The sequence below is a fragment of the Tsukamurella hominis genome, assembly GCF_965137015.1.
Lineage (GTDB): Bacteria > Actinomycetota > Actinomycetes > Mycobacteriales > Mycobacteriaceae > Tsukamurella > Tsukamurella hominis.
Window position 1 is genome coordinate 58,192 of record NZ_CBCRZG010000019.1, and the last position, 23,538, is coordinate 81,729.

Annotated in this window: 22 protein-coding genes; 8 read left to right on the forward strand and 14 right to left on the reverse strand. The window is 72.1% G+C overall.

The features are described from left to right. Positions 1-25 precede the first annotated feature (25 nt). From ACM9LD_RS19940 to ACM9LD_RS19970, 7 genes are read right to left on the reverse strand one after another with little or no spacing between them, the layout of a single operon-like run. Positions 26-583, reverse strand: coding sequence for a YdcF family protein (locus ACM9LD_RS19940; RefSeq protein WP_415678287.1), 558 nt, complete (start codon positions 581-583; stop codon positions 26-28). A gap of 51 nt (positions 584-634) precedes the next feature. Beyond that, positions 635-2,092 carry an NAD-dependent succinate-semialdehyde dehydrogenase gene (locus ACM9LD_RS19945; protein ID WP_415678288.1) on the reverse strand — a complete coding sequence of 486 codons (1,458 nt, stop codon included), beginning with the start codon at positions 2,090-2,092 and terminating at the stop codon, positions 635-637. Beyond that, positions 2,089-3,453 carry a 4-aminobutyrate--2-oxoglutarate transaminase gene (gabT, locus tag ACM9LD_RS19950; protein WP_415678289.1) on the reverse strand — a complete coding sequence of 455 codons (1,365 nt, stop codon included), beginning with the start codon at positions 3,451-3,453 and terminating at the stop codon, positions 2,089-2,091. Before gabT ends, ACM9LD_RS19945 begins: the two co-directional genes overlap by 4 nt. Continuing rightward, positions 3,450-4,961 (reverse strand): APC family permease, encoded by a 1,512-nt coding sequence (locus ACM9LD_RS19955; protein WP_415678290.1) that lies wholly within the window; start codon positions 4,959-4,961, stop codon positions 3,450-3,452. Before ACM9LD_RS19955 ends, gabT begins: the two co-directional genes overlap by 4 nt. Further along, positions 4,958-5,824: a universal stress protein gene (locus ACM9LD_RS19960; protein ID WP_415678291.1), complete on the reverse strand. Its 867-nt coding sequence runs from the start codon at positions 5,822-5,824 to the stop codon at positions 4,958-4,960. The genes ACM9LD_RS19955 and ACM9LD_RS19960 overlap by 4 nt, the downstream gene beginning before the upstream one ends. Further along, positions 5,821-7,809, reverse strand: coding sequence for a primary-amine oxidase (locus ACM9LD_RS19965; RefSeq protein WP_415678292.1), 1,989 nt, complete (start codon positions 7,807-7,809; stop codon positions 5,821-5,823). Before ACM9LD_RS19965 ends, ACM9LD_RS19960 begins: the two co-directional genes overlap by 4 nt. A gap of 57 nt (positions 7,810-7,866) precedes the next feature. After that, positions 7,867-9,294 (reverse strand): aminobutyraldehyde dehydrogenase, encoded by a 1,428-nt coding sequence (locus ACM9LD_RS19970; RefSeq protein ID WP_415678293.1) that lies wholly within the window; start codon positions 9,292-9,294, stop codon positions 7,867-7,869. Positions 9,295-9,408: 114 nt separating this feature from the next. Here ACM9LD_RS19970 and ACM9LD_RS19975 point away from each other — a divergent pair, with 114 nt between their 5' ends. Beyond that, the gene (locus ACM9LD_RS19975; protein ID WP_415678294.1) at positions 9,409-10,935 is read left to right on the forward strand and encodes a PucR family transcriptional regulator; all 1,527 of its coding nucleotides are present in this window, start codon (positions 9,409-9,411) and stop codon (positions 10,933-10,935) included. Here ACM9LD_RS19975 and ACM9LD_RS19980 read toward each other — a convergent pair. Continuing rightward, positions 10,906-11,547 carry a TetR/AcrR family transcriptional regulator C-terminal domain-containing protein gene (locus ACM9LD_RS19980; RefSeq protein WP_415678295.1) on the reverse strand — a complete coding sequence of 214 codons (642 nt, stop codon included), beginning with the start codon at positions 11,545-11,547 and terminating at the stop codon, positions 10,906-10,908. The genes ACM9LD_RS19975 and ACM9LD_RS19980 overlap by 30 nt on opposite strands. Positions 11,548-11,667: 120 nt before the next feature. Between ACM9LD_RS19980 and ACM9LD_RS19985 the strand changes: the two genes are divergently transcribed. Together ACM9LD_RS19985 and ACM9LD_RS19990 are read left to right on the forward strand one after the other, a co-directional pair. After that, entirely contained in the window at positions 11,668-12,645 is a 978-nt protein-coding gene (locus tag ACM9LD_RS19985) for a nitrilase-related carbon-nitrogen hydrolase (protein ID WP_415678296.1), read from the forward strand. Then, the gene (locus ACM9LD_RS19990; RefSeq protein WP_415678297.1) at positions 12,642-13,661 is read left to right on the forward strand and encodes an agmatine deiminase family protein; all 1,020 of its coding nucleotides are present in this window, start codon (positions 12,642-12,644) and stop codon (positions 13,659-13,661) included. The genes ACM9LD_RS19985 and ACM9LD_RS19990 overlap by 4 nt, the downstream gene beginning before the upstream one ends. Before the next feature lie 15 nt (positions 13,662-13,676). Here the strand turns inward: ACM9LD_RS19990 and ACM9LD_RS19995 are convergent, their stop codons facing one another. Continuing rightward, a complete protein-coding gene (locus tag ACM9LD_RS19995) occupies positions 13,677-14,270 on the reverse strand; it encodes a TetR/AcrR family transcriptional regulator (protein ID WP_415678298.1) in 594 nt (197 codons plus the stop codon). A gap of 378 nt (positions 14,271-14,648) precedes the next feature. Here ACM9LD_RS19995 and ACM9LD_RS20000 point away from each other — a divergent pair, with 378 nt between their 5' ends. The 3 genes from ACM9LD_RS20000 (at position 14,649) to ACM9LD_RS20010 (ending at position 17,577) form a co-directional block, all read left to right on the forward strand. Further along, positions 14,649-16,502 (forward strand): alkyl/aryl-sulfatase, encoded by a 1,854-nt coding sequence (locus tag ACM9LD_RS20000; protein WP_415678310.1) that lies wholly within the window; start codon positions 14,649-14,651, stop codon positions 16,500-16,502. A gap of 47 nt (positions 16,503-16,549) precedes the next feature. Then, positions 16,550-17,293, forward strand: a complete 744-nt coding sequence (locus tag ACM9LD_RS20005; RefSeq protein WP_415678299.1) for a TSUP family transporter — start codon at positions 16,550-16,552, stop codon at positions 17,291-17,293. Positions 17,294-17,370: 77 nt separating this feature from the next. Next, positions 17,371-17,577, forward strand: a complete 207-nt coding sequence (locus ACM9LD_RS20010; protein WP_415678300.1) for a sigma factor-like helix-turn-helix DNA-binding protein — start codon at positions 17,371-17,373, stop codon at positions 17,575-17,577. 3 nt (positions 17,578-17,580) lie between these two features. Here ACM9LD_RS20010 and ACM9LD_RS20015 read toward each other — a convergent pair whose 3' ends face one another. Genes ACM9LD_RS20015 through ACM9LD_RS20025 form a run of 3 tightly spaced genes read right to left on the reverse strand, consistent with a single transcriptional unit; the run spans position 17,581 to position 20,848 of the window. Further along, positions 17,581-19,047 carry a flavin-containing monooxygenase gene (locus tag ACM9LD_RS20015; protein WP_415678301.1) on the reverse strand — a complete coding sequence of 489 codons (1,467 nt, stop codon included), beginning with the start codon at positions 19,045-19,047 and terminating at the stop codon, positions 17,581-17,583. Beyond that, complete coding sequence (locus ACM9LD_RS20020; protein WP_415678302.1) at positions 19,044-19,961, reverse strand: patatin-like phospholipase family protein; 918 nt, start codon at positions 19,959-19,961, stop codon at positions 19,044-19,046. The genes ACM9LD_RS20015 and ACM9LD_RS20020 overlap by 4 nt, the downstream gene beginning before the upstream one ends. Then, the gene (locus tag ACM9LD_RS20025) at positions 19,958-20,848 is read right to left on the reverse strand and encodes an SDR family oxidoreductase (protein WP_415678303.1); all 891 of its coding nucleotides are present in this window, start codon (positions 20,846-20,848) and stop codon (positions 19,958-19,960) included. Before ACM9LD_RS20025 ends, ACM9LD_RS20020 begins: the two co-directional genes overlap by 4 nt. Positions 20,849-20,908: 60 nt before the next feature. Here ACM9LD_RS20025 and ACM9LD_RS20030 point away from each other — a divergent pair, with 60 nt between their 5' ends. Beyond that, complete coding sequence (locus ACM9LD_RS20030; protein WP_224644870.1) at positions 20,909-21,532, forward strand: TetR/AcrR family transcriptional regulator; 624 nt, start codon at positions 20,909-20,911, stop codon at positions 21,530-21,532. 37 nt (positions 21,533-21,569) lie between these two features. Here ACM9LD_RS20030 and ACM9LD_RS20035 read toward each other — a convergent pair whose 3' ends face one another. Further along, on the reverse strand, positions 21,570-21,713 hold the full coding sequence (locus ACM9LD_RS20035; protein ID WP_415678304.1) for a hypothetical protein: 144 nt from the start codon (positions 21,711-21,713) through the stop codon (positions 21,570-21,572). A 224-nt stretch (positions 21,714-21,937) separates the two neighbouring features. On the opposite strand from ACM9LD_RS20035, the gene ACM9LD_RS20040 reads away from it, so the two are divergent. After that, positions 21,938-23,239 (forward strand): lipase family protein, encoded by a 1,302-nt coding sequence (locus ACM9LD_RS20040; RefSeq protein WP_415678305.1) that lies wholly within the window; start codon positions 21,938-21,940, stop codon positions 23,237-23,239. On the opposite strand, the gene ACM9LD_RS20045 is transcribed toward ACM9LD_RS20040, so the two are convergent. Further along, positions 23,240-23,538, reverse strand: a 299-nt coding sequence (locus ACM9LD_RS20045) for an HNH endonuclease (RefSeq protein WP_415678306.1), incomplete at its 5' end; no start/stop codon positions are given.

Below are 23,538 nucleotides of genomic sequence, written 5' to 3' on the forward strand. Positions count from 1 at the left end.
AGAAAGCGGAACGGCCGTCTGCGGGTCAGCCGCAGCCGCCCTGGACCACGGCCTTCGCGGTACCCACGAACTGGTAGAGGTAGATCAGCTCCCAGTCGGCGGGGCCGTAGTCGTAGTCGCGGGGCACCGCCCGCATGACCGTCTCGCCCGAGAAGCAGTTGCCGAAGATGTACCGCGACCGGGTCAGGTGATAGCCCCAGCTGATCACGATCACCGAGGACCAGCCGTGCTGCTTCGCGAGCCGCTCGGTGAAGATCGCCTCGCCGCGGGTGGTGCTCGGCACGGGCACCTCGCAGGTCACGCTGATGTCGCCCACGCGGGTGCCGCACAGCTCCCGCATCGTGCGGTCGTGGTCGTAGGGGTTCGAGAGCACGACGTTCTTCGCCCAGCCCTCCTGGGCCAGCCGGATGCCGTACTGCTCGCGGCCGTCGTGCTCGCCGCCGAGCACGATGATCGCGTCGACCTTGCGCAACGGATCCTGCCGGTCGACGCCGAACAGCACGTAGCCGACGCCGCCGACCGCGGCGAGGAGGAGGACCACGGCGAGCGTCGCGCCCCACAGGAGTCGTTGCAATCGCCGCACGTGGTCACCCTACCGGCGCTGGTCGGCGGCGCCGCCGGGGTGAGGGAGCGGTCACACCGGCGGGAGCGCGATGTACTTCGTGTTCAGGTACTCCTCGATGCCCTCGCTGCCGCCCTCGGATCCGAGGCCGGACTGCTTGATCCCGCCGAACGGGGCGGCCGGATCGGAGATGACGCCGCGGTTCACGCCGACCATCCCGGCCTGCAGCCGCCGCGCGACGCGCTGCGCCCGCCCGACGTTCTCCGTGAAGAAGTACGCGGCCAGCCCGTACTCGGTGTCGTTCGCCATGGCGACGCCCTGCTCCTCGGTGTCGAAGCCGACGATCGCGGCGACGGGACCGAAGATCTCGTCGCGGCGGATGCGGGCACCGTCGGGCAGGCCGTCGATGACGGTGGGCTCGTAGAAGAACCCGGCACCGTCGACGGGCTTGCCGCCCGTGCGGACGGTGGCGCCGGCGGCGACGGCCTCGTCGACGAGTGCGGTGATGGAGCCGCGCTGCTTGGCGTTGATGATCGGGCCGATGGCGGAGTCGGCCTCCCACCCGGGACCGACCCGCATCGCCGCGACGCGCTCGGTGAGCTTGGCGGTGAAGGCCTCGCGGATGCCGTTCTGCACCAGGATGCGGTTGGCGGCGGTGCACGCCTCGCCGCCGTTGCGCATCTTGGCGAGCATGGCGCCGTCGACGGCCTTGTCGAGGTCGGCGTCGTCGAACACCACGAAAGGGGCGCTGCCGCCGAGCTCCATCGAGGTGCGCAGCACGTTGTTCGCGGCCTGGGCCAGGAGGATCTTCCCGACGCCGGTGGAGCCCGTGAAGGAGACCTTGCGCAGCCGCGGGTCCTCCATGAGCCCGCCCGCGACGGTGGGCGCGTCCAGCGTGGGCAGCACCGACAGCACGCCGGCCGGCAGCCCCACCTCGGCGAAGACCTGCGCGAGCAGCAGCATCGTCAGCGGCGTGTCCTCGGCCGGCTTGACGATCACGGTGCAGCCGGCGGCCAGGGCGGGCCCGATCTTGCGGGTGCCCATCGCGAGGGGGAAGTTCCACGGCGTGATCGCCAGGCACGGCCCGACGGGCTCCTTGACGACGGCGATCTCGCCGGTGCCGGCGGGCGCCGTCGCGGTGCGGCCGCCGATGCGGACGGCCTCCTCGGAGAACCAGCGCAGGAACTCGGCGCCGTAGGCCACCTCGCCGCGGCTCTCGGGCAGGATCTTGCCCATCTCCAGGGTCATGAGCAGCGCGAAGTCGTCGGCGCGGGCGGTGACGGCCTCGAATGCGGCGCGCAGGATCTCGGCGCGCACGCGGGGCGCGGTGGCGGCCCACTCGTCGGCGACGGCGCTCGCCGCGTCCAGGGCGGCGGCCGCGTCGGCGGGCGTCGCGTTCGCGACCGCGGCGAGGACCTCGCCCGTCGCGGGGTTGACCACGTCGAAGGTGCGGCCGGACTCGCTCGGCGTCGAAGCGCCGTTCAGCCAGAGGCCGGTCGGGACGGAACGGAGCAGGTCGGTGACGTTCACGCGGCCGCCTCGCGGATCGCCGTCTCCAGCACGGTGAGGGCGTCGTCGAGCAGCTCGTCGCCGATCACCAGCGGGGGCAGCAGGCGCACGACGTTGCCGTAGGTGCCGCAGGTGAGGATCACGACGCCGGCGGCGAGGGCCTTGGCCGCGACGGCCTTCGTCAGCTCGGCGTCGGGCTCCGAGGTTCCGGGGTGGACCAGTTCGATCGCGATCATCGCGCCGCGGCCGCGGACGTCGCCGATCACGCCGACCTCGTCGGCGATGGCGCGCAAGCGGGCCACGGCCCGCTCGCCGATGGCGCGGGCGCGGGCAGGCAGCTGGAGGTCCTCCATCGTGTCCAGCGCGGCGAGCGCCGCGGCGCAGGCGACGGGGTTGCCGCCGTAGGTGCCGCCGAGTCCGCCGGCGTGCACGGCGTCGAGCAGGTCGGCGCGGCCGGTGATCGCCGACAGCGGCATGCCGCCGGCGATGCCCTTGGCCATGGTGATGATGTCGGGCACCACGCCCTCGTCCTCGCAGGCGAACCAGGCGCCGGTGCGGGCGAAGCCGGTCTGCACCTCGTCGGCGATGAAGACGACGCCGTTCTCCTTCGCCCACGCGGCGAGGGCGGGCAGGAAGCCGGGGGCGGGCACGATGAAGCCGCCCTCGCCCTGGATGGGCTCGATGATGATCGCGGCCACGGCGTCGCCGCCGATCTGCTTCTCGATCTGGCTGATCGCGCGGGCGGCCGCGGCCTTGCCGTCGGCGTCGAGGCCGGCCGCCGCGTCGCGGTACGGGTACGACATCGGCATCCGGTAGACCTCGGGCGCGAAGGGCCCGAAGTCCTTCTTGTACGGCATGGTCTTCGCCGTCAGCGCCATCGTCAGGTTGGTGCGCCCGTGGTAGGCGTGGTCGAAGGCGACGACGGCATCGCGGCCGGTGGCCAGGCGCGCGACCTTGATCGCGTTCTCGACGGCCTCGGCGCCCGAGTTGAACAGCACGGTGCGCTTGTCGTGATCGCCGGGCGTGAGCGCGTTGAGCCGCTCGGCCACCGCGACGTAGCCCTCGTAGGGGGTCACCATGAAGCAGGTGTGGGTGAAGTGCTGCGCCTGCGCGGCGACGGCTTCCGCGACCCGCGGGTCGGAGGCGCCGACGCTGGTCACGGCGATGCCGGAGCCCAGGTCGACGAGCGAGTTGCCGTCCACGTCCACGATGATTCCGCCGTCGGCGTCCGCGGCGTACACGGGCACCGACGAGCCGACCCCGCCGGCGACGGCGGACCGTCGGCGCTCGGCGAGGCGGGCCGACTCCGGTCCCGGCAGGGCGGTCACGAGGTTGCGGACCTGGGGCAGCCGGTAGCTGAGGGAGGGGGTCGTGGCGGTCATGGCAGGGTCTCCTTGTCGACGTCGACGGGGGCGATGGTGCGGCGGAGGGTCTCGCCGCGGAAGAAGGCGGGGTGGGTGGCCCGCCGGACGAACATGAGCACGGCCCCCAGCAGGAGCAGGCCGAACCCGATGTAGAAGACGAGCCCGATGCCGAACAGCGAGGAACCGCTGCCGTTCTCGGGATTCAGGCTCTCCTGCACCGAGATCACGAAGACGACCGCGAGGATCGTGCCGCCGATCAGCGGGAACAGGAACTTGTAGACGATGTTGTGCGGGCCGGTGAAGAGCTCGCGGCGGAAGAACCACACGCACGCGAAGGCGGTGATCCCGTAGTACCAGCAGATCATGATGCCCAGGGCGGCGATCGTGTCCAGCAGGGCGCGGTCGGAGAGCAGCTTCACCACGGCGTAGAAGACGCCGGTGATGACGCCGGAGACGACCGTCGCGTACGTCGGCACCAGGTACCGGGGGTGGATCGTCGCGAGCTTGCGCGGGAACGCGCCGTAGGAGCCCATCGCGAGCATCGTCCGGGCCGCGGGCAGGAACGTGGTCTGCAGGCTCGCGATCGACGAGGCGAAGATCGCGAGGAACAGCATGAGGCCGCCGAAGCCGCCCAGCACGGGGGTCGCCAGCGGGCGGAAGACGTTCTCGGAGTTGTCGGGATTGCCGAGCCCCACGCCCTCGGTCCCGACGCCCGCGTACATCATCACCGCGATCGCCACCAGCAGGTAGGTGATGAGGATCGAGACCACCGCGAGCAGGCCGGCGCGCCCCGGCACCGTCTTCGGATCCTTCGACTCCTCACCGAGCGTGAGGCACGTGTCCCAGCCCCAGAACGCGAAGATCGAGCCGGTGAGGCCGACGACGAAGGCCGCGATCGTGATGCCGGTGAAGGGGTTGAACCAGTCGAGGGAGAACGACAGCCCGGTGGGCACGCCGCGCGACCGCACGATCGCGGTGACCGCGAAGGCCACGAGAACCACCATCTGGAAGCCGACCAGCGCGTACTGGACCTTGGCGCTGGTCGTGACGCCGCGCCCCGAGATGTACGTGGCGATCACGATGAAGACCAGCGTGGTCGCGATGTTCACGAGCTTGTTGCCGGCCAGGTCGGCGATGCCGTCGTTGCTCATGACCTGGGCCAGGAACAGGTAGAAGTAGTCGACGGCGATCGCGGCCAGGTTCGACAGCACGATGATCGTGGCGAGCACCATGCCCCACCCGCACATCCAGCCCACGTACGGCCCGAAGGCCTTGGTGGACCACGTGAACGAGGCGCCGCAGTCCGGCACACGCGCGTTGAGCTCGCGGTACGCGTAGGCCGTGAGGAACATCGGGATGAAACCCGCGATGAAGATCGCGGGCATCTTCAGCCCCACCGACGCGACGATCAGGCCGATGCTCGCGGTGAGCGTGTAGCCCGGCGCCACCGTCGAGATGCCGAGCACGGCGCCCGCGAGGGTGCCGATCCGCCCCTTCGCCAGGCCCTTGTCGACGATCTCCGTCATGCGAGCCCGGCCCTGGGGACGACGACCATCGGGACGTCGAGGACGCGGAGCATCTTGGCGGCGGTGGAGCCCAGGAACAGGCGCCGCGGTGCGGCGAGGCGGCTCGAGCCCACCATGATCAGGTCGCCCGGGTGCCAGTCGAGGCCGTTGACGGCGTCCTCGACCGTGTCGCCCAGGACGACCACCGAGGAGACGTCGACGGTGCCGGACAGGCGGTTCCGGGCCTCGTCGAGCACCGCGGCGGAGTGCCGGCGGGCCTCCTCGAGCTTGGCCTCGTCGCCCTGCCGGGCCGTCGGCATGAGATCGACGGCGATGAGCGAGACGAGGCGCAGCGGCACGCCCGCCCGCTCGGCACCGGCGATGGCGGCGTCGAGCAGCTCCTCCGCGCCCGGCCGCGCGCCCACGGCGCAGGTCACCGATCGCACCCGCTCGGCCCTGCTGTGCCGCTGGCCGCGCGGGGCCAGTGCGACGGCGACCGGGGAGGAGTGGATGAGGTCGTTGACCACGGGGCCGAGCGAATGCCGGCCCAGGAGGCCGCCGCCGGTCGCGCCGACGCACACGATCGCCGCGTCGAGGCGCTGCGCCTCGGCGATGACGCCTTCCGCGATCGAGTCGTACACGCCGATGTGCGTGGACACCTCGACGTCGGCCGGAACCTGCTCGCGCGCCTGCGCGAGCCAGGCCTCGGCCTGGTCGGTGAGCACCTGGTCCACGAGGTCGCCGGAGACGAAGGCGCCGGTCTGATCGGGCGGGACCACCATGCCGAGCGCGAGTTCCGCGCCCAGGGAGCGGGCGAGCTGCACGCCCAGGGCGACCGCATCGCGGCCGCCGTCGGTGGCGAGGTAGGCGACGTAGACCTTCATTTCTCTCCCTCACAACAGGCGGATCCGGCGGCGGCACCGTCGGTCTCGGTGGAACAGCAGGACGTGGACTTCGCGGGGGTGGGCGCCACGTCGATCGACGGGTTCCGGTCGAAGAAGCCGAAGGGCTTGAGCCAGAAGCTCACCGTGTCGGCCGGCATGATCGGCCAGTCCTCGGGCCGGGTGATGTGGTGGATGCCGAACGTGTACCAGAGCACCACGTCGGTGTTCTCGATCGACCGGTTCGCCGCGGTCCACGCAGGCAGGCCCATGCCGCCGCCGCCCTGGTTCACGAATTCGCCGGCGGGCCAGCGCTCCTCGCGGTCGTTCGGGGTGACCCACAGCGTGTGCTCGATGGCGCGGCAGCGGTCGAGGATCGGCGAGGCCGGATCGAACATCGCGGGGACGTTCGCGGAGGCGACCAGCTTGTACGACGGGGACGTGCCGAGCCCCGTCTTCACGTTGTCGTTGACCACCTTCCACGAGCGCTGCGTGGGGTAGTGCGGGTCCTGCTTGCCCTCGGACTCGGTGCGCAGCGGCGTGTTCACCTGCTGCAGCGACAGGCCGTACGGGTTGTCCGGCCCGGTGGGCACCATCTGCGTCTCGGACCGGTAGACGGTGTTGTTCTCGCCGTCCACGTCGAGGTCCATGCGTGCGACGATGAAGTGCTGGTGGAACGGCGCGTACGTGCGCTGATCGACGAGGGTGCCGTGCGGGTGCGAGCCGCCCTCGGGGAAGTGGCTCACGACCATGATGCCGGTGGCCCGCACCTCGCACTCGATGTTGCCGTCCTCGTAGAACCGCCAGTAGGTGAGGTACTCGTAGTTCGCGACGGTGACGTGGAAGGAGACCGTGAGCCGGCGCATGCGGCGGACCTCGGCGCCGGCGTGGTGGTCCACGTGCTTCCAGAGGACGGCGTTGTCCTCCTCGTGGATGCAGATCGCATTGGCGATGTCGTAGGGCTCGCCCTTGCTGTCGTGGAGCGTGGCGTCCAGGTACCGGATCTCGCCGAGGCAGTCGCAGCCCAGCGCCAGCGAGGTGGTCATGAAGCCGAGGCCCCACTCGCCGATGTCGAAGGCGGTGCGCCGGTAGTGATCCTCGCAGTGGTCGCGGTAGGGGACCATCATCTCGGCGAAGGAGAGCCGGTGCGCGATCTTGCGCACGTTCCCGTTGTCGTTGTAGGTGATCGCGTGCAGCGTCATGCCCTCGCGGTAGTTGAAGCCCACCCGCAGCGACCAGTTCTGCCAGGTGAGCTTGTTGCCCTCGAGAGTGAAGCCGGGGCCCTCGGGCTGGGTGATCTCGAGTGGCTTGCGCTCGGGGCGGGTGCTCGCCTCGCGGAGTTCCTTGGGCAGCATCCGCGGCACGTACTCGCCCATGATCTCGGGGCGGTCCACGCGGAAGGTGTCCTCGATGCGCAGCAGCTCCATCGTGTTCAGGTCGATCACGCAGTGGAAGCCGTTGACGGGACCGGCGTAGGGGTTGGCACCGTCGGACCCGCGGACCCAGGTGTCGGACCAGCCGATCCGGCGCCCCGCGAACTCCTCCGGGATGAGCACCGCGCCGTACGTCCAGGTGTCCATGAACACCAGCGACATGTCGGTGATGCCGCGCGCGGCGAGCGCCGCGATGACGTCGGGGTGCGCGCGCAGGGCCTGATCGGCCTCGTCCCACTCGTCGACGGTGACGTTCGCCTGCACGTCCGGGATGTGGTCGAACGACGTCACGGTGCCGGAGGTCAGCGAGACGCGGGCCTTGTAGGTGCGGTTGGCGGTGCGGTCGAAGAGCACCGCGACGGCGACGCGCTCGGCCGGCGTCCCGTCGGTGTCGAAGGCGGTGATCTCGGCCTTGCTCGGCTCGAACATCTCGATCGAGGCGTAGCGCCAGTCGGCGTTCACGCCGTGCTCGCGGGCGAGCAGCGCCGTGACGGCGCGGATCTCGTCGGCGGAGAGGGGATCGAGCGGGTGGGCGGCGGGGGAGGCGTTCTGCATCGCGGGGGTGCCTTTCTCGGCGGCTTCGGCGGGCGGTGATCGGCGGTGCGGTCGGGGTCAGTCGTTGCTGCTCATGACGTGCTTGATTCGGGTGTAGTCCTCCAGGCCGTACGCCGACAGGTCTTTGCCGTAACCCGAGTGCTTGAATCCGCCGTGCGGCATCTCCGCGACGAGCGGGATGTGGCAGTTGATCCACACCGCGCCCGCGTCGATCCGGATGCTCATCCGGTTCGCGGTGGCGTGATCGGTGGTCCAGACGCTGGACGCGAGGCCGTACTGCACGCCGTTCGCGAGCGCGACCGCCTCGTCCTCGGTCGCGAAGGGCTGCACGGTGATGATGGGGCCGAAGGTCTCCTCCTGCACGATCGCGTCGTCCTGCCGCACGCCCGTGATGACCGTCGGCTCGACGTAGAAGCCCGTCTCGCTCGCGCGCTTCCCGCCGGTCGCCACCGTCGCGTGCGCGGGCAGCGCCGCCAGCTTCTCCATGACGCGGCCGAAGTGGTGCACGTTGTTGAGGGCCCCGTAGAAGGCGTCCGGATCGTCGGGGGCGCCGGGCCGCAGGGTCTGCGCCTGGGCGACCAGGGCCGCGACGAAGGCGTCGTACACGGATTCGTGCACCAGCGCGCGGGTCGCGGCGGTGCAGTCCTGGCCGGCGTTGAAGAACGCGGCCTGCGCGATGCCCTCGGCCGCACGGGCGACGTCCGCGTCGCCGAAGACCACGGCGGGCGCCTTGCCGCCGAGCTCCAGATGCGCGCGCTTGAGGTCGGTCGCGGCGGCGGTGGCCACGGCGATCCCGGCGCGGACGGAGCCGGTGATCGCGACCAGTCCGAGCGCGGGGTCGCCGACCAGCCGGGCGCCGACGGCACCGTCGCCGAGCACGACGTTGAGGACGCCGTCGGGGAGGATGTCCTGCGCGATCCGCGCCAGCACCAGCGTCGACTCGGGCGTGGTGTCGGAGGGCTTGAGCACCAGGGTGTTCCCCGCGGCGAGGGCGGGCGCGATCTTCCAGATCGCCATCATGAACGGGTAGTTCCACGGCGTCACCTGGCCGACGACGCCGATCGGCTCGCGCCGCACGTACGAGGTGAAGCCCTCCATGTACTCGCCGGCCGCGCGGCCCTCGAGCAGGCGGGCGGCGCCGGCGAAGAAGCGCACCTGGTCGGCGCAGACCAGGACCTCCTCGGACTTCACCATGGCCGCGAGCTGGCCGGTGTTGCGGACCTGGGCGGCGACGATCTCGTCGGCGTGCTCCTCGATGGCGTCCGCGAGCTTGAGCAGCGCGGCCTGGCGGGCGCTCGGCGTGGTGCGGCCCCAGGTGAGGAACGCGCGCTCGGCCGCGGCGACCGCGGCGGCCACCTCCTCGTCGGTCGAGACGGGGGACACCGCGACCACGGCCTCGGTGGCCGGGTCGACGATGTCGATCGACGCGGACGACGCCGAGTCGACGAACGCTCCGTCGATGAAGTTCTGGAGGCGGTCGGACATCGCGGCCCTTTCGGTGGGGGACGGGGAAGTCCTCTCACTGTGCGCTGGGTCACTGGGCCGCGCATCTGCCAGAATGGCGAAATCGACGACGTCGACTCGACGGATTGGAGCGGCATGGCGGTCACGGTGCGCTGGCTGCTGGGGCAGCGCGACCTCGGCCTCGGGCTGCGCGCGGGCGCGGCGGCGACGGACGTCCCGATCACCTTCGTCATCACCACCGAGCTCGCCGACCCCACCCCGTGGCTCACCGGCGGCGAGATGCTCCTGACCACGGGCATCGGCATCCCGCCCGGCGACGAGGGCTGTCGGGAGTACGTGCGGCGCCTGACCGACCGCGGCGTCTCCGGGCTGGGCTTCGGCGTGGGCGTCTCCCGCGCCAGCGCACCGTCGGCCCTGGTCGACGCGGCCGACGAGTTCGGGCTCGCACTCGTGGACGTGCCCCTGCCGACGCCCTTCGTGGCCGTCGCGCGCACCGTCATCGACGAGATCGCGCGACGCGCGAACGCGGCGCAGGCGGCGGCGGGCCGGGCCCAGCAGCGCATGACCCGCGCGGCGGTCGCGGGCGGGCCGTCGGCGACGCTGCGCGAGCTGTCGGTGGGATCCGGTGGCGCGGCACTCCTCCTGGATCGCGGCGGGCGCGTGGTCCAGGCGCATCCGGCGGAACTCGATCCGGCGGTCGCGCGCGAGGTGGGTGAGCAGGCGCGCGCGCACGTCGCGGCGTCCGCGGTCGGGCCCGTGACGGCGCCGTCGACCGACCCGGCCGCCCGGCACGGCACCATCGTCACCCAGCCCATCCGCGTGGGCGACCGCGGCCACGGCCACCTCGGGGTGGTGCTGCCGCGCGAACCCTCGGCGACGGACCACGTGCTCATCGGCCACGCCAATTCCCTGCTCGCGCTGGACTTCGAGCGACCGCTGCGGCTGCGGCTCGCGCAGTGGCGGATGAACGCCGCGGCCCTGCGCCTGGTCCTGTCCGCGGGTGGGGACCTCGACGAGGCCGCGCCCTTGGTCGCGGAGGCGGCGGATCCGTCCGGGGTCCGCGCGCTGATGATCCGCGGGGGTGCCGACCCGGAGGCGGTGATCGCCGCGGTCCGGGCGGCGCTGCACGACGCGGGCCGCCCGGTGTTCGTCTCCGAGGCGGCCGGCCCGGGCGGCGTGGTGGCGCTCCTCGGCGGCGACGACGGCCCCGCCTTCGCCGACGCCCTGGTCGCGGGCCTCGCGCCGGGCGAGCGCGGCCGGCTGCAGCTCGGGCTCGGGGCGCCGCACGCGCCGGGCGCGGTGGCCGAGGCGGTCGCGGCGGCGGAACTCGCGGCCCGCGCGGCGCGGCCGGGGGGCGGCACCGTCGACGCCGCGGCGCTGGCCGGGCGGACCCTGTTCACGGACCCCGGCACCCGCGACGCCCTCGCGCGGCTCGACCGCGCGCTGCTGGACCCGCTGCGCGCGCACGACGGCCTCACCGAGGCGCTCCGGGCGTACCTCGAGCACCACGGCCAGTGGGAGGGGACGGCCGCGGCGCTGGGGGTGCACCGGCACACGGCCCGGGCGCGGGTGGAGCGGGCGGAGGAGCTGCTCGGGGTGGACCTGAAGTCGGCGCGGGTGCGGGCCGAGCTGCTACTGGCGCTGTTGCTCGGCGACGAGTAGCGCCCGCAGGCCCTCGATGAGCGCCGCGAGCCCCAGGTCGAAGGCCTGCAGCGAGCGCTCCGGGCCCGACGGTGCCGCGGCGAGGGCCCGGCGCAGGTCGTCGGTCGCGGCCTCGTCGTCGTCCACCGCGATGGGGACCTCGGGCGCCGAGACGTCGAGCGCCGCCCCCAGGAGGAAGTTCTCGACGCCGACGACGATGCCCATGACCTGCTCGATCGGGAACCCGGCGCGGAGCAGGCCGGCGGTCGCGGCCGCGTACATCGCGAGGTTCTGCCGCCCCCCGATGGTCTCGGTGGCGAGCAGGCGGACCGCGGCGGGGTGCGCGGCGAACGCGGTGCGGTAGGTGCGGGCCCAGGTGTCGAGGGCGCGGTCCCAGGGCTCCGTCGCGAAGCACGTGGCGTCGATGTCGGCGGTCACGAGGTCGCGGACCAGGCCGATGACGCCGGCGCGGCCGTCGACGTGGTGGTAGATCGACGAGACCTGGACGCCGAGCCGGCGGGCGAGCGCCGGCATGCTCAGCGCGCCCTCCCGGTCGACGAGCTCCAGGGCCGCCGCGCCGATCGAGGCGCGGTCGAGTTGCGGGGTGCTCGGCCGGCCGACGCGTCTGCTCACCTGCACGAACCTACCTGACGCGAGGCCTAATCGACAGGCTTTCGATTTGCCTCTTGTGGCGGCGGTCACCCGGGGCTATCGTTTATCGAAAGCCTATCGATAAATTCTGGAGGAACCGAGATGGAGCTCATCGTCGCGCCGGGGGTTCCGGCGTCGCCCGCCCGCGTGGACGCCCCCGAGCGGGAGCCGCTGCGCGTCGCGCTCGTGCAGCACCGCTGGCACGACGACGCCGCGCTGCTGGCGGCCGAGCTCACCGATGCCATCGGGCAGGCGGCCGGGGCGGGGGCGAAGGTCGTCTTCCTCTCCGAGATCACGCTGCTGCGCTACCCGGCGTTCGAGCGCGGCGGCGCGCAGCCCAGCGCCCTCGCCGAGGACCTGCTGACCGGGCCCACCTTCGCCCTCGCGGCCGCCGCGGCGAAGCAGCACGGCGTGGTGGTGCACGCCTCGCTCTACGAGCGCCACCCCGACGCGGAGCCGCTCGGCTACAACACCGCGATCATGGTCTCCCCTTCCGGCGAGCTGCTGGCGCGCACCCGCAAGCTGCACATCCCGGTCACCGCCGGCTACTACGAGGACACCTACTTCCTGCGCGGCCCGGCGCAGGCCGACGGTGCCGACCCGTACCCCGTGCACGCGCCCGCCGAGCTCGGCGGCGCCCGCTTCGGCCTCCCCACCTGCTGGGACGAGTGGTTCCCGGAGGTCGCGCGGGCGTACTCCCTGGGCGGCGCCGACGTCATCGCCTACCCCACGGCGATCGGTTCCGAGCCCGATCACCCCGAGTTCGACACCGCCCCGCTGTGGCGGCAGGTGATCGTCGGCAACGGCATCTCGAGTGGCACCTTCATGGTGGTGCCCAACCGGTGGGGCGACGAGGGAGCGATCACCTTCTACGGCAGCTCCTTCATCTCCGACCCGTACGGCCGCATCCTCGTCGAGGCGCCCCGCGACGCCTCGGCCGTACTCGTGGCCGACCTCGACCTGGACCAGCGGCGCGACTGGCTGACCCTGTTCCCCTTCCTCGCCACGCGCCGGCCCGACACCTACGGCCCGCTCGTCGAGCCCGTCGAGGCGAACGGCCCGCTGGGGGGTGCGCGATGACGTGGCGCATGCCGTCGGAGACGGCGCCCCAGACCCGCACGTGGATGGCCTACCCGTCCGCCGGCTACTCCCTCGGCGACACCGCCGAGGAGCAGCACTCCGCCCGCGCCACGTGGGCGGCGGTGGCGAACGCGATCGTCGACTTCCAGCCCGTGACGGTCGTCGTGGACCCCGCCGAACGCGCGGCAGCGGCGGGGTACCTGTCCGGCCGCGTCGAGATCGCCGAGGCGCCGCTCAACGACGCCTGGATGCGCGACATCGGGCCGACCTTCGTCGTCGACGAGGCCGGCCGGCTCGGCGCCGTCGACTGGGTCTTCAACGGCTGGGGCGGCCAGTCCTGGGCGACCTGGGACCGGGACAGCCGGATCGGGCGGTTCGTCGCCGACCTCGCCGGCGCCGAGTACATCGGGTCCGAGCTGGTGAACGAGGGCGGGGGCATCAACGTCGACGGTGCCGGGACCGTCCTGCTGACCGAGACCGTCCAGCTGGATCCGGGTCGCAATCCGGACCTGACGAAGGCGCAGGTGGAGGCCGAGATGGCGCGCACGATCGGTGCGACGCACGCCGTGTGGCTGCCCTTCGGGCTCGCCCGCGACTCCGACACCTTCGGCACCCGCGGCCACGTCGACATCGTCGCGACCATCCCGTCGCCGGGCACCGTCCTGCTGCACGACCAGCGCGACCCGTCGCACCCCGACCACCCGCGGTGCGCCGCGCTGCGGGAGACGTTCGCGGGGTCGACCGACGCCGCGGGCCGGGCCTGGGAGGTCCTCTCGGTCCCCGCCCCGACGGTGCTCCGCGACGACGAGGGCTTCGTCGACTACAGCTACATCAACCACGTCGTGGTCAACGGCGCGGTGGTGGCCTGCTCCTTCGACGACCCGAACGACGCCGTGGCGGTGGAGGTCCTGGCGGCCGCCTACCCCGGACGCGAGATCGTCACCGTCGACGCGCGGCCCCTGTTCGCCCGCGGCGGCGGCATCCACTGCATCACGCAGCAGCAGCCCGCGGTCTGACCGGGCCGTCCGCGGTCAGCGGTCGTCGGCGGCGGTTCCGAGCAGGGCACCGAGCATGCGCGCCTGCGTCCGGTTGCAGTCGGCCTCGGAGAGGCGGCGGCGCTCGACGAGGTGGAAGATCGTGCTCCACCCGAGGACGGTGTCGATCGCATCGATGAGGCCGGGGTCGGGGGCCCGGTCGAGTTCGGGCGCGAAGGCGCGGGCCCACGTCGACCGGATGAGCTCCTCGGTCTCGCTCATCGACGCATCGATCGCGGGCACTCGGACGGCCGCGATCAGCCCCGCCGGCCGCACGTGTCGTTGGAGCCGGTAGATCGCCATGCTCTGCGCGACGGCCGCGTCGATCCGATCGGACAGGGGACCCGTCGGCTCGATCGCGGTCACCAGCGCGCGGACCTGGTCCGCCTGTCGCTCGGCCACGGCGGTCCGGAGATCGTCCAATCCCGGGAAGTGGACGTACACGCTGCGCTCCGACGTGCCGGCCCGGGCCGCTACCTGCTTCGCGGTGGGATCGCCCGCGCCCGCGGAAACCAGGTCCAACGCGCCCGCCACCAGGGCCGCGCGCGTCTCCTCGGGATTGCGGCGACGGCGCGGGGCTGCGTCGGGCATCCGCGTGCTCCTCCTGGTCGACGGTGCGCCCGGTGTGCCCCGGTCGGGCCTCCGGTGCGGTGGCGTGCGCCTCCATTGTGGCCGATCCGGGCGCGCGATCCGCTATTGCAGTCATACTGCAATAGAAAGATCGTGGCGCCGCCGGCGCCGCCCGCCGACTGAACCAGGACATCCATGCGCGACCACAGCACTCCGCCCGCCGACCCGACCGTCGTCTCCCGCCGCCGCGCGATGGGACTCGGTGCCGCCGCCGTGGCCGTCTTCGGTGTCGGCGCCACCGCCTCGTGCTCCACCGGCGGGACGTCCACCGGCCCGGCCCTCGCACCGTCGGCGAAGCAGACCGATCCGACACGGCACGCGATCGATGCCAACAACCGGATGCGCGACGCCCTGCCCTTCGCCGACACCACCGACTTCGCCGATGCGGACCGCGGCTTCCTGCGCGGTCCCGCGAGTGGTGTCATCAAGGATGAGCAGGGGAAGGTGGTGTGGGACATGGACTCCTACGGCTTCCTGCGTGGCGAGTGCCCGCCCTCGGTGAACCCCAGCCTGTGGCGGCAGTCGCAGCTGAACACGCGGCAGGGCCTGTACGAGGTGGCCCCGGGCATCTACCAGCTGCGCGGGCTCGACCTCTCGGTCATGACCGTCGTCGAGGGCGCCACCGGCATCATCGTCATCGACCCGCTCATCTCGAAGGAGACCGCCGCCGCGGGGCTCGGTCTGTACCGGGCGCAGCGCGGTGCCGATCGCCCCGTCGTCGCCGTGGTCTACAGCCATTCGCACGTCGATCATTTCGGCGGCGTCCTGGGGGTGACGACGGCCGACGAGGTCGAATCGGGCCGGTGCGCCGTCATCGCCCCGTCCGGCTTCATGGACGAGGCCGTCGCCGAGAACGTCTACGCCGGAACGGCGATGACGCGCCGAGCGACCTACATGTACGGCGCCGCGCTCCCCAAGGGGCCGCGCGGTTCGGTGGGCGCCGGCCTCGGACAGACCACGTCGCTCGGGGACAAGGGCCTGATCGCCCCGACGGTGTCGATCGATCGGACGGGCCGGGCGGAGACGGTGGACGGCGTCGAGCTGGTCTTCCAGCTGACCCCGGGAACCGAGGCCCCGGCCGAGATGAACATCCACCTGCCGGGCATGCGTGCCCTGTGCGTGGCGGAGAACGCCTCGCACACCATGCACAACGTGCTCACGCTGCGCGGCGCGCTGGTCCGTGATGCCCGCGTGTGGGCGCGCTACCTCACGGAGACGATCAACCTCTACGGCCGCCGGGTCGACGTCTGCTTCGGCTCGCACCACTGGCCGACCTGGGGTACCGAGCGGATCGTCCAGTACCTGAGCGCGCAGCGCGACCTGTACGCCTACCTGCACGACCAGACGCTCCGGCAACTCAACCAGGGCCGGGTCGGCAGCGAGATCGCGGAGGACTTCGCACTGCCGCCCGCGCTCGAGCGGACCTGGTCGACCCGAGGCTACTACGGCTCCGTCAGCCACAACGTCAAGGCGATCTACCAGCGCTACATGGGCTGGTTCGACGGCAATCCGGCGCACCTCTGGGAGCATCCGCCCGTCGAGAGCGCGACGCGCCACGTGGCGGCGATGGGCGGAGCGGACGCCGCGCTGCGCATCGCGCAGGAGGCGTACGACGACGGCGACTTCCGGTGGGCCACGCAGGTGGCGGACTATGTGATCTTCGCCGACGCCGGAAACGAGACCGCGAAACGGCTGCAGGCCTCGACCTTCGAGCAGTTGGCGTACGCCACGGAGAACGCCACGTGGCGGAACTTCTACCTCAGTGGCGCCCACGAACTGCGCAACGGCAAGATCCCGCCGTCGTCGGCCGTGGCCACGCCGAGCCTGACCGCGGCGCTGACGGTCCCGCAGCTCTTCGACGCCGTCGCGCTGCGGATCGACGGGCGCAAGGCGTGGGACGTCGTGGCCGTCATCGACTGGGAGATCACCGACGTGCCGGGGCAGGTGTACCGCACCGAACTCCGCAACGGCGTGTTCACCCACTTCGAGACGGCGGGGTACGAGGGGCTGCCGGCGGCCGGCACCGTGGTGCGGGTGTCGAAGCAGGCGCTGGCGCAGTTGCTCGGCGGGACGAATGCGACTGAGCTGGTCCACGCCGGCAAGCTCCGCATCGTGGGCCCGCCCGATCCGCTCGCGGCGCTGCGTTCGGTCACGGACGAGCCCGATCCGGCCTTCTCGATCGTCACGCCGTGACGCGCTAGGGTCTCCTCACTGGTGGAACGCCCGGAACAGGGGAGACGATGACGGCGTTGACGATCGCCGCGATGGTGATCGCCGGATTCGGCGCGGGCCTCATCGGCTACATCACCGGGCTCGCCTCGATCGTCTCCTACCCCGCGCTGCTCGCGTTCGGCCTCTCCCCGGTCGCGGCCAACGTCACCAACACCGTCGCGATGGTGGCTGTGGGTGGCGGGTCGATCGCCTCGTCGGCGTCGGAGCTCGCGAAGGACCGCTCGCAGATGCGGTCGCTGGCCGCGCTGGCGGTCGCCGGAGGCGCGGCCGGATCCGCGCTGCTCCTCCTCGCGCCGGGCGACACCTTCGAGCGGGTGGTGCCCGTCCTCATCGCGATCGCGGCGATCGCGATCCTGCTGCAGCCGCACCTGCACGAGCGCCCGGCGGTGCGGCGCCTCGCGCGGTTGTACCCGGCGGGCGTCTTCCTGGTCGCGGTGTACGGCGGCTACTTCGGCGCGGGCGCGGGCGTGCTGATCCTGGCGCTCACCCTGCTGGCCACGTCCGAACCCCTGTGGCGCGCGGCGATGCTCAAGAGCTACGCCCTCGGCCTCGCGAACCTCGCGGCCGCGCTCGGGTTCGCGGTGTTCGGGCCCGTGCACTGGCCCGCGGCGATCGCGATGGCGATCGGCGGCTTCGCCGGCGGGTGGTGCGGCCCGCCCGTCGTGGCTCGCATCGACGCTGGGAAGCTGCGGGTGGTGGTGGCGATCTGCGGCCTCGGCCTCGCCGCGTGGCTCGCCCGCGTGTGGTTCTGAGGTTCTGCGACACGATCGTGACGCGGCCGGGACGATACGAAGGTCCGGCCGCCGCACCCGCGTCGGAGGATCGCGTCATGATCGACTCCGATGCCGCGACGCGGGCCCGCGGATCCCTGGTGGACCGCCTGCCCGACGAGCTGCGGGTCGTCCTGCTCCTGCGGATCGTGCAGGGGCGCAGCGTCGCCGAGTGCGCCGAGGTGCTCACGATGACGGAGGGCCAAGTGCTGCTCACGCAGCACCGGGCCCTCTCCGTCCTGCGCGCCCGCCTCGGGACGCCGTGATCGTCAGGTGCGGTCGGCGGACCGTCGGACGTGGAAGTCCGCGTCGTCGGGCGCGGACAGCATGCGCACCATGGTCTTCCGGTCGAAGGGCCACAGGTCGATCGACCCGCCCTCGGTGAAGTACCAGGAGTTGCAGCCGGTGTTCCAGACCGTCGGGCCCATGGCCTCCGCCACCAGCCGGTTGAAGACCGCCGTGGCCTCCTCGGTGACCTCCACCGCCCGGACCTCGCCGCGGCGGAATCGATCGAGCCACTGCGCGATGTACTTCGCCGTGAGGTCGGCCGAGAACTGCAGGGAGATGGACCCCGTGGGGGAGTTGGGGCCGAGCACGGTGAACAGGTTGGGGAAGCCGGGGATCGCCGTCATGCAGTAGGCGCGGGGGCCGTCGGCCCAGGCGTCGTCGAGCTTCACGCCGTCGCGGCCCGTGACGCGCATGGGCCGCATGTAGTCGTGTGCGCGGAAGCCGGTGGCGAGCACGAGGAGGTCAGCCTCGTGGAGCTTTCCGTCGGCGGTCCGGATGCCGGTCGGTTCGATCCGCTGAATGCCGTCGGTCACCAGGGAGGCGTTGCGGGCCTTGAGCGCCGAGTAGTAGGTGCCGGAGACGACCTGTCGCTTGCAGAGCGGCTCGTAGTCGGGCGTGAGGTCATCCCGCAGCGACGGCGGGACCTGCGCGCGGAGGGACAGCCGTGCGTAGGCCTGCACGGCGCGCCGCCGCCAGGAGGGCTTGGTCACGACGTCGGCGAGGATGCCCGAGCCCCAGAGCAGCCCCTGGTGCACCTGGTCGAGCAGCCCCGGAACCCGCTCGAACAGCGCTGTGACGGCGCCGATCTGGGGGATCCGCATCGGTGCCCAGAGCACCCACTGCGGCGACCGGACGAAGTGCGTGAGGTGCTTCGCCGCCGGCTGCAGCGCCGAGACCACTTGCACGCCGGTCGATCCGGTGCCGATGACGGCGATCCGGCGGCCCTCGGTGACCAGGGAGTCGTCCCAGCGCGCGGTGTGCACGACGTCGCCGGCGAAGTCGGCGAGGCCCTCGATGTCGGGGATCGCGGGGTTGTGCAGCACGCCGGTGGCGCAGACGACGAAGTCGGCCGTCATCGTCTCGCCGGTGTTCAGGGTGAGCGACCAGGTGGCGGAGGCGTCGTCGAACTCGGCAGCGAGCACCTCGGTGTTGCAGCGGATCCGGTCCTGCAGGCCCAGCTGTTCGACCACGTCGCGGTGGTACTGCTGGATCTGCGGGCCGGTGGCCCAGATCTTCTCCCAGTCGGGCTTCGGGGCGAAGGCGAACTGGTAGATCTGCGAGGGCACGTCGCAGGTGAGCCCGGGGTAGTGGTTCCAGAACCAGACGCCGCCCACGTCGGCGCCCTTCTCCAGGACCACCCAGTCGGTGAATCCCTTCTCCTGCAGGACGTGCGCGGTCGAGATGCCGGCGACGCCGGCGCCGATGACCACGATGCGGGGCTCGGTCATCGCGCCTCCTCCAGTCCGCGGCGGACGGCGAGCGGGGCGGTGCGCTGTGCGGCCGCGAAGGCCTCCGCCCGCTTGCCCCGGGCCATGAAGTTCGCTCCGAGGCCGGCGAGATCGGCACCGTCGGGCGCGATGACGGTGACCTTCTGCCCCCGGGCCCGCGCCACGGCGACCTCGTTCCAGAGGACCTGTGACATGGGGCGGCGCAGCGCCGCGTACTCCAGGAGGCCGCCGAGGCCCGGGCCGCGGACGCCGGGCGCCGAGGCCATGGAGACGACGGCGACGATCTCGTCCGCGTCCTGCGGGGTGACGAGGTCGACCGAGGCGGTCGAGGCGGCACCGCCGTCGACGTAGGTGCGGCCCTCGATCTCGACGGGCGGCATCCACGCGGGGATCGCCCACGACGCGCGGAGGGCCTGGCCGGCAGTGGCTTTCGGGGCCCCGGGCGCGCCGAAGGCGACGCGCTCGCCGGTGGCGGGTTCGTAGGCCACGAGCCGGGCCTTCGGCGGCACGAGCGCCCCGGGCCCGACGGTGGCGTCGGCGAGCTCCTGCAGCCACGTCGCATCACCGCGGCCGCGCGGGGCGACGCCGGTCAGCGGCGCGTGCCCGCCGCGGCGGGTCCACAGGGTCGACGGGTCGGCGGGCAGCGAGAACGGGATCCGCGGCAGCGGCGCCGGCGTGGCGGCGAGGTGGTGGTGCAGCACGGGCGATCCCGCGTGCCCCTCCTGCATGGCGACGAGGTCCTGGACCGAGAAGGCCTGCAGGGCGGTGATGATCTCCGAGCCGGCGGAGGTGCCCTGGAGCACGTCCGCCTCGCGCACGTCCCAGCCCAGCTGCTCCTCGAGCGCGGCAAGCGCGGCGATGGTCCACGCCCCGCCGATCGTGCCGCCGCAACCGATCACGAGCGCGCGGGTCACCGGGCGGCCTCCCCGTCGGTCAGGGCGGCGTGATCCGCGTGGTCGGTGGCCTGCCGGGCGATGCGGTCGGTGTAGGCCTTGCGGGCCGCGGCGTCGAGGGCGAGCGTGCGCCGGTCGTCGACCAGCTTGCGGGCGAGGCGTTCGATCGGCTCGGGGACGAAGGCCTCGACGAGGCTCCAGCCCGGGGCGACCCACTTCGGGACGGACGTGCGCGCCGCGCGGGTGCGCAGGGTGTCGAGGATCGCCGCGGCCACGTCCTCGGGGTCGACCGTGGGCATGCCGCCGCCGAGCTGGGCGCCCGAGGAGAGCTCGGTGCGGACCGCGGACGGGAGTATCGCGCAGACGGCGACGCCCGCGACCTCGTACTCGCGGCGGGCGGCGAGGGAGGCGCCGAGCGCGGCGAACTTACTGGCGTTGTAGGTGACCATGCCGGGGATCGGGATCATCCCGGCCATCGACGCGACGTTCACGACGTGGCCGCCGCCGGCCTCGGCCATCCCGGGGATCACCGCGCGCATCCCGTTGAGCATGCCGCGCACGTTGACGTCGAGGATGAGGTCGGTGGTGGTCTCGGACTCCTCCTCGAAGTGCCCGAGCGGCATGACGCCGGCGTTGTTGATGAGCACGTCGACCGGGGCGTCGAGGCCGGCGACGAGCGCCGCCCAGGACGCGCGGTCGGTGACGTCGAGGCGGGCGGCGCGCGAGCCGGGGATCGTCGCCGCGGTGGTCTCCGCGACGTCGAGGTCGACGTCGGCGAGCACGACGCGGGCGCCGTGCTGCGCGAAGAGGCGTGCGGTGGCGGCGCCGATACCGCGGGCGCCGCCGGTGATGACGACGAGCGCACCGTCGAGCCGGGCGAGGTGGTCGCGAGAAGAGAACAGGTTCATGTGACCGACAGTATCCGAATACTGCGAGTTTTTGAATACCCTGTCGCGTATTCTTCTCCCGTGGCCAGGCTGACCAGGGTGGAACAACGCGCGCAGACCCGCGCCGACCTGCTGATCGCCGCGCGCGATCGCTTCCTGGAGGTCGGGTACGCCGCCGCGAGCCTGGAGGACATCGCCGACCGAGCCGGATACTCCAAGGGGGCCGTCTACTCCAACTTCGTCGACAAGCCGAACCTGTGCCGCGAGGTGCTGCAGGCCATCCATGACGAGAAGATCGGCGAGCTCGCCGGCGTGGTCACGGGTGAGGGGCAGTTGCAGGACCGCATCGATCTGCTCGCCGACTGGGTGCAGCGGACCGCCGGCGACGTGGGCTGGACGATGCTCGAACTCGAGTTCATCACCGTCGCCCGCAACGACCCGGATCTGCTCGCCATGATCGTGGAGCTCCGGGCCGCGGCGCGCAGCACCGTCGTCGAGATGCTCGTCGACCTGGTGCGGGGCGAGTCCGGCGCCGAGGAGATCGAACCGCACCTGCGGAGCACGCTCGAATCCGCCGCGGAGCTGCTGCTCTCGGCCGGGATCGGGCTGGGTATTCAGCGCGCGATCGATCCGACCATCGCCACCGAGCCCGTCATCGAGTCCATGCGGGCCACGCTGATGATGCTGGCGGCAGCCGGCTCTTAGCGGCGGAACCATCCGCGGCCCGGGCCGGCGATCGGGCTCACAAGAGGACGAGGGCCTCGCGGTGCACTGCCACGGCACGGCCGTCGTCGAGCTTGACGGACACCGCCTCGTCGTCGGCGCTGAGCACCGTTCCGAATCCGAGCACCTCGTCGCGCAACTGCACGCGGTCGCCAGGGGCCATGCCATTCACCTCAATCCGCCATTAAGCGAACTGAAGATTAGCCGTCGCGGGGATGTCCGCGGACGGATTCACCGGATGTTCACACAGCGCCCGATCGTGCGCGCGAGCAGCGGTGGCCCCGGCGCCGGGGTCGTTCCGCAACCGAACCGCAATGGGACAGATTATTCAGATCTGTCCCAAACATGTGTACAGTCGCTCCGAACGCCCGATCAGGAGGACGCGACATGACGGCTGTGCAGAACCGCACGGAGCTCGCCGAGCTGTGGCCCGCACCCGCGGAGCCGCAGATGGTGGGCATCGACCCGTTCTTCGACGCCCCGTCGGGCTTCGAGGACGCACCCGAGGGCACCGTGCTGCGGTACCGCGACGTGAGCATCGGCTTCCTCGGCCGGATCAAGCAGAAGGTGCGTGCCACCCAGCTGCTGTACCGCACCGTGAACATGCACGGCGTCCCCGAGGTCACCGTCACCACCGTGATCAGCCCGCTCCGCGGCGCGAAGCCGGGTGCGCCGCTCGTCTCGTACCAGTGCGCGATCGACTCGCTGCATCCCAAGACCTTCCCCTCGTACGTGCTGCAGCACGGCGTCCGCTGCGACGACGCCTCGTTCCCGCAGATCGAGTACCTCTTCATCGCAGCTGCCGTCGCCAAGGGCTGGACCGTCTCCGTGCCGGACCACGGCGGCCAGGCCGGCCGCTGGGGCATCCCCCGCGAGCCCGGCTACATGGTGCTCGACGGTCTGCGCGCCGCGCTCTCGCACGAGCCGCTCGGCCTCGCCGCCGACACGCGCCTCGGCGTCTGGGGTTACTCGGGTGGCGGCCTCGCCACTTCCTGGGCGGCGGAGATCGCACCGTCGTACGCCCCCGAACTGAACCTGATCGCCGGCGCCGTGGGCGCGCCCGTCTCCGATCCGGGCAATGTCTTCGTCTACCTCAACAACACCCTGTTCACGGGCCTGCCGACGCTGGTGATCGCCGCGCTCGCCCGCGAGTACCCGACGCTGCGCGAGGTGCTCGCCGAGCACGTCGACGACAAGGGCCGCAAGCTCTTCTACGAGGACGCGCTCGACTGGTCGCCCGAGCGGGCCATCCGCAAGATGGCGCACAAGGACTTCGGGTACTACTGCCCCGAGTTGTCGTTCGACGAGGTCGCCCGGCTGCCGAAGCTTCTGGAGATCTTCGACGACATCCGGCCGGGCCAGTCCGCTCCGTCGATGCCGATGCTCGTGGTGCAGTCCACCAAGGACCAGATCTCGCCGGCCTCCGATGCCGAGGCGCACGTCGAGCGCTACGCGTCCGGCGGCACGCACGTGGAGTACCTCACCGACCAGTGGAGCGACCACTTCTCCATGCACTTCCTGTCGGCGCCCCTGCTGCTCGGCTGGCTCGCCGACCGCCTCGACGGCAAGCCCGTCGCCGCCGCCGGCCACCGGCACAAGCGCACCATCATGGCCTCGCCGCGGCAGATCGGCCGCACGCTGCGCCTCGTCGGAACGCTGACCCGCGTGGGTCTGGCCCGCCGGATCTAGTTAGGCCGCCTGGTCCGGGGCGGTGGACCGGTGGTGGTGTCCGCTCGGGGTTCGGGTGTCGACGGTGTGCCGTCCGCTCGCGTCCGGCACCACCCGGCTGGTCCAGCCCGCGGCTTCCTTGGCGTAGTTGCACGCCGCGCACAGCCCCTGCCCGTTCGCGAAGCCGGTAGGACCACCGGCCGCGTGCGGAACGACGTGGTCGGTGTGCGCGATCGGTGCGTCGCAGTACGGGGTCCGGCAGTACCGATCCCTGGCGCGGATCATCTCCGCCAGCCCGTCCGGGAAGCAGCGTTGCCGGG

Coding starts and splice junctions, on each gene's coding strand:
- ACM9LD_RS19965 (WP_415678292.1), bottom strand. CDS start 7,809: ATGCAGAACGCCTCCCCCGCCGCCCACCCGCTCGATCCCCTCTCCGCC.
- ACM9LD_RS19990 (WP_415678297.1), top strand. CDS start 12,642: ATGACGTGGCGCATGCCGTCGGAGACGGCGCCCCAGACCCGCACGTGG.
- ACM9LD_RS20035 (WP_415678304.1), bottom strand. CDS start 21,713: ATGGCCCCTGGCGACCGCGTGCAGTTGCGCGACGAGGTGCTCGGATTC.
- ACM9LD_RS19975 (WP_415678294.1), top strand. CDS start 9,409: ATGGCGGTCACGGTGCGCTGGCTGCTGGGGCAGCGCGACCTCGGCCTC.
- ACM9LD_RS19960 (WP_415678291.1), bottom strand. CDS start 5,824: ATGAAGGTCTACGTCGCCTACCTCGCCACCGACGGCGGCCGCGATGCG.
- ACM9LD_RS20025 (WP_415678303.1), bottom strand. CDS start 20,848: ATGAACCTGTTCTCTTCTCGCGACCACCTCGCCCGGCTCGACGGTGCG.
- ACM9LD_RS19995 (WP_415678298.1), bottom strand. CDS start 14,270: ATGCCCGACGCAGCCCCGCGCCGTCGCCGCAATCCCGAGGAGACGCGC.
- ACM9LD_RS19970 (WP_415678293.1), bottom strand. CDS start 9,294: ATGTCCGACCGCCTCCAGAACTTCATCGACGGAGCGTTCGTCGACTCG.
- gabT (WP_415678289.1), bottom strand. CDS start 3,453: ATGACCGCCACGACCCCCTCCCTCAGCTACCGGCTGCCCCAGGTCCGC.
- ACM9LD_RS20000 (WP_415678310.1), top strand. CDS start 14,649: ATGCGCGACGCCCTGCCCTTCGCCGACACCACCGACTTCGCCGATGCG.
- ACM9LD_RS20005 (WP_415678299.1), top strand. CDS start 16,550: ATGACGGCGTTGACGATCGCCGCGATGGTGATCGCCGGATTCGGCGCG.
- ACM9LD_RS20015 (WP_415678301.1), bottom strand. CDS start 19,047: ATGACCGAGCCCCGCATCGTGGTCATCGGCGCCGGCGTCGCCGGCATC.
- ACM9LD_RS19985 (WP_415678296.1), top strand. CDS start 11,668: ATGGAGCTCATCGTCGCGCCGGGGGTTCCGGCGTCGCCCGCCCGCGTG.
- ACM9LD_RS20010 (WP_415678300.1), top strand. CDS start 17,371: ATGATCGACTCCGATGCCGCGACGCGGGCCCGCGGATCCCTGGTGGAC.
- ACM9LD_RS19955 (WP_415678290.1), bottom strand. CDS start 4,961: ATGACGGAGATCGTCGACAAGGGCCTGGCGAAGGGGCGGATCGGCACC.
- ACM9LD_RS20040 (WP_415678305.1), top strand. CDS start 21,938: ATGACGGCTGTGCAGAACCGCACGGAGCTCGCCGAGCTGTGGCCCGCA.